This is a genomic window from Candidatus Cyanaurora vandensis (assembly GCF_013285555.1).
Classification (GTDB): Bacteria; Cyanobacteriota; Cyanobacteriia; order Gloeobacterales; family Anthocerotibacteraceae; genus Cyanaurora; species Cyanaurora vandensis.
The window spans coordinates 1-4,188 of the sequence record NZ_JAAXLT010000016.1; the positions used below are offsets into that span (position 1 = coordinate 1).

The 4,188-nt window shown below is 52.9% G+C and carries 3 protein-coding genes and 1 pseudogene; 3 read left to right on the forward strand and 1 reads right to left on the reverse strand.

Annotated features, from left to right (window positions below; all coding sequences use genetic code 11):
• The first annotated feature begins 374 nt into the window (after positions 1-374).
• Positions 375-1,148 (forward strand): tetratricopeptide repeat protein, encoded by a 774-nt coding sequence (locus tag HFM78_RS01165; RefSeq protein WP_287127581.1) that lies wholly within the window; start codon positions 375-377, stop codon positions 1,146-1,148.
• Here the strand turns inward: HFM78_RS01165 and thrC are convergent, their stop codons facing one another.
• Positions 1,149-2,222, reverse strand: coding sequence for a threonine synthase (thrC, locus tag HFM78_RS01170; protein ID WP_287127582.1), 1,074 nt, complete (start codon positions 2,220-2,222; stop codon positions 1,149-1,151).
• A gap of 116 nt (positions 2,223-2,338) precedes the next feature.
• Between thrC and HFM78_RS01175 the strand changes: the two genes are divergently transcribed.
• Positions 2,339-3,040 carry a class I SAM-dependent methyltransferase gene (locus HFM78_RS01175; RefSeq protein WP_287127583.1) on the forward strand — a complete coding sequence of 234 codons (702 nt, stop codon included), beginning with the start codon at positions 2,339-2,341 and terminating at the stop codon, positions 3,038-3,040.
• A 129-nt stretch (positions 3,041-3,169) separates the two neighbouring features.
• Positions 3,170-4,188: pseudogene (locus HFM78_RS01180) on the forward strand (IS30 family transposase); the annotation flags it as partial.

The window sequence follows — 4,188 nt, forward strand, 5'->3', positions numbered from 1 at the left end:
CCCCAAGACACCCTCCAAGAGTCCCCAGCCCCCACGCCGAACCCTTAAGAAGCCCCTCCGCCCCACTAGTGGGGGACCAAGGTCGAAGCGATTTCCCCTAGCCCCCCTTGAAAAGAGTCGGATAGAGGACGGGGTGCAATAAAAAGCACGACTATTTAAACAGCAGTTAAACCACATCAATTCCTCACCCGTCCTCGTGGTGAGCTTTAGTTACACGGGTCGGCGGGAGCGTGAGGGTGGAACCCGCCCTCACAGGCTGTTGAATGCAATGCCAACTACTAACTCCAACGCACAAAACCCCACATCTAAGGATGAGAGGCACCGAGAGCGAGCATTGAGAATAAACTGGATTGTGCCTTTGAGGACCCAGCTAGATGGTCAGATGGAGTTGGTGGGTGGTCCTCTGGTTGAGCCTACCCGTAGCCGCCGCCCCCACGGCCCAGAACTATTTCCAACAGGGGTCCCAAGCCCTCGCTCAAGGACGAACCGAGCGGTCAGTGGACTATTTTGAACAAGCCCTCGAACTCAATCCAGACCTAGCCCTCGCTTGGCGCGGTCTGGGCGTCGCGTTAGGAAAACAAGGAAAGTGGCAAGAGAGTGCCCAAGCTCACCGCCGCGCAACCCGCCTACTCCCCCAGAACGCTCAAGGTTGGCTAAACCTGGGTTGGGCCGAACACCGGAGCGGGAACGACAAAGTTGCCGCCCGTGTCCTCAACCATGCCCAGGAGCTCGCCCCCCAAGACCCCAAAATCCCCAACGCCCTCGGCATCGTGTACCTATTCCTCGACCAGCCCCAACGAGCAGAAACCGCCACTCGCCGCGTCCTCAGCCTCGACCCCAAAAACGGTACTGCCCATTACAACCTCGGTTTAGCCCTGCACCGCCTTGGTCGTTGGTCCGAGAGCATCAGTCATCTCACCCAAGCCCAAGGCTATGAACCACGCAACCCCCATCCCCAAGTCGCCTTAGCCATGGTCCACCACGCCGCCAACCAGCCCAAGGCCGCCCTAGCGAGTTACCAACGCACCGTGCAGATGGACTCACGGTACCGTCGGGCAAGTTACCTAGACACCTTGCTTCAAGCCGATTTCAGCCCCGCGCAAGTTGCTCAAGTGAAACAGGTCCACCAATGGTGGCTACAAAAATAACTAAAACCCCATCGCTTTAGCCACCGCCCCGAGTTCCGGTGCAATCGCTGACTGCTGGAGGTCGCGGCCTCTGAGCGCGGTGTCCGGGTCCTTCAGCCCACTCCCCGTGAGGACACAGACAATTTGACTCGCTTCGGGAATCTCGGCTTGATGTTTGAGTAACCCAGCAACGGAACTAGCACTGGCGGGTTCACAGAAAATCCCTTCATGGCGGGCCAAAAGCCGATAGGCGTGGAGAATTTCGTCATCACTCACGCAATCAATCTTCCCGCCGCTCTGTTTCGCGGCGGCAATTGCCATCACCCCACTAGCCGGATTACCGATGCGGATCGCCGTGGCAATCGTCTCCGGGCGGGCAATCGGTGTGATGCGTCCGTGGATGAGTGCCGCTGCCCCCGCCGCCTCAAAACCCAACATCCGGGGCCGTTGCCGGATATAACCCTTCTGCAAATACTCAGAGAATCCCATCCAATAGGCCGTCAGGTTCCCAGCGTTGCCCACAGGAATACAAAGCCAGTCGGGAGCTTGACCCAACTGTTCACAGACCTCAAAAGCAGCGGTTTTTTGGCCTTCAAGACGATAACGGTTGACTGAATTGACTAGGGTAATTGGGTATTGCTCAGCTACTTGGCGGACCAGCGCAAAGGCTTGGTCAAAGTTTCCCTCAACGGCAATCACTTCCGCACCATAAATCAGGGCTTGGGCGAGTTTCCCCAAGGCCACATAACCCGCTGGGACCAAAACAAAAACCCTGAGCCCCGCCCGTCCGCCATAGGCCGCCGCCGCCGCCGAGGTATTCCCGGTACTCGCACAGACGATGGCCTCAGACCCTTCTTCCTTGGCTTTGGAGACCGCCATGGTCATCCCCCGGTCCTTAAAGCTGCCCGTGGGGTTGAGTCCATCAAACTTGAGCCAGACCTTTACCCCGCGCCCAATCTGCTGAGATAGGTAATCCGCTGGAATGAGCGGGGTATTACCCTCGTGTAGGGTAACGATGGGGGTGCGCTCACTAATAGGTAAAAAATCTCGGTAAGCCGTTAATAAACCGGGCCAGGGGCTAACAAGGTGGGACATGGTGGGCTGAAGATGTGTTACAGATGTTACCATTTTCCCGGCTTCCGTGGCCCTGTCAGTTCGCCCTTAGCTTAACGTATTGGTTTAAAATCTTAGGGTACCGCTGCTACTTTCCCATGCAAAATCAAGAGTCGGTGATTATTTTTGACCAGGAACGCGCGGCTTCCTACGACCAAAGATTTGCTAAGTTAGCTCCCTTACGCGACGCACTTCACTTATCAATCCGTTTCATCCTTGCTGAACTTCCTACTGAGGCACGAATTCTCTGTGTCGGGGTGGGAACTGGCTCAGAACTAATTGATCTTGCCCAAGCATTTCCCCAGTGGCACTTTACGGCAGTGGAGCCAGCGGCACCGATGCTTGATATCTGTCGTCAACGCGCTGAAGCGTGTGGTGTCACGTCTCGTTGCACTTTTCACGAAGGTTATCTCGATTCGCTGCCGGCATCGCCCGCTTTTGCTGGGGCAACTTGCCTGCTGGTTTCTCAGTTCTTTACTCAGCCCGATGAGCGGCGCGATTTTTTTAGACAAATCGCCGCACGACTTGGCTCCAATGGTTATTTAGTCAGTGCAGATCTGGCTTCTGATCAGTCTACGCCAGCCTACCGGAGCCTCCTTGAAGTTTGGGTACGGATGCTGAAGTATTCCGGAGTGCCGACTGAAGAAGTTGAAAAATTTCTTGCTGCCTATGGTCGAGATGTGGCTGTGCTACCGCCCCGTGAGGTCGCATCAATTATTGCAGCCAGCGGCTTTGATATTCCCGTCTTATTCCTTCAGACCCTACTTATCCATGCTTGGTATGCTAGGAGAGCGCGTTAAAAGTTATCGGTGTCCTTCCACTGGTCCCTTTAAATTTCGCCAGTTCAAGAATGAAGTGCAACACCCAGGAGGTGTACTAAAAGAGGCTCATGGGGTAATCTGACGTTTACCACAACAAAAGAAACCCCAATGAGCTACACCCAACTTAGCGCAGAAGAACGCAATTTTCTCTTTTCCTTGAGAAGTTCTTCAGATTCTCCATTGGTCAAGATTGCCAAGCTAATGAATCGCAGTCCGGCCACACTATTCCGTGAGTTGCGGCGGAATACTGATGCCCATGGACGCTATTTACCCGATACCGCCCACCTCAAAATGCAGCAACGGCGTAGTGGTCCGGTCCCGGACCACTGAAGGAGCAAAAACTCCTTTTAAGAAGGTGAGTAAGGAGTGTTTAGAGGAAATTAAGCAGCGAATGAAAAAGTTTCACAGTCCTGCCCAAATTGCGGGACGACTTAAGCTGGAAAATAAAGAAAGTATAAGTCATGAAACCATTTATCAAATGATTTACAGCAACTTTACCAACATGGGAGAGCTTGTAAAGTACCTGCGGCATAAGCGTAAAAAAAGAAAGTGTCGTGTCTTAGCTAAGAATAAGCGCGGGATAATCCCAGACCGCGTGGGCATTGAAGAACGGCCTAGTATTGCTGATGAGAAAACAGAGATTGGTCACTGGGAAAGCGACACAGTTATTGGGAAGAATCATCAAGGAGTAATCGTCACGCATGTGGATAAAGCTTCCAGGTATTTAGGGGTCCGGTACCGGACCCCTGTTGCAGAGCTAGCACCGGATAAAACAGCAGACTCCATGAATGAAGTAACAGCTAAAGCCTTTAAGGAAGTCCCTCAAGAGTACCGAAAAACGTTTACTTCAGACAGTGGTCCGGTCTCGGACCACTATGGGAAATAGTTTACGGGTCATGTTGGTTTAGCTGCATTATTGCAGGTCTGTTGGTATTTTGCACGACCCCATCATTCGTGGGAGCGAGGGTTAAATGAGCACACGAATGGACTGCTACGCCAGTTTTTCCCAAAGGGGACAAACTTAAAAATAGTCAAACCGGAAAAGCTAAAAAAAGTTGTTGACCTAATTAACCACCGCCCTCGTAAATGTCTTGACTATAAGACCCCGCATGAGATATTCTTCAAGC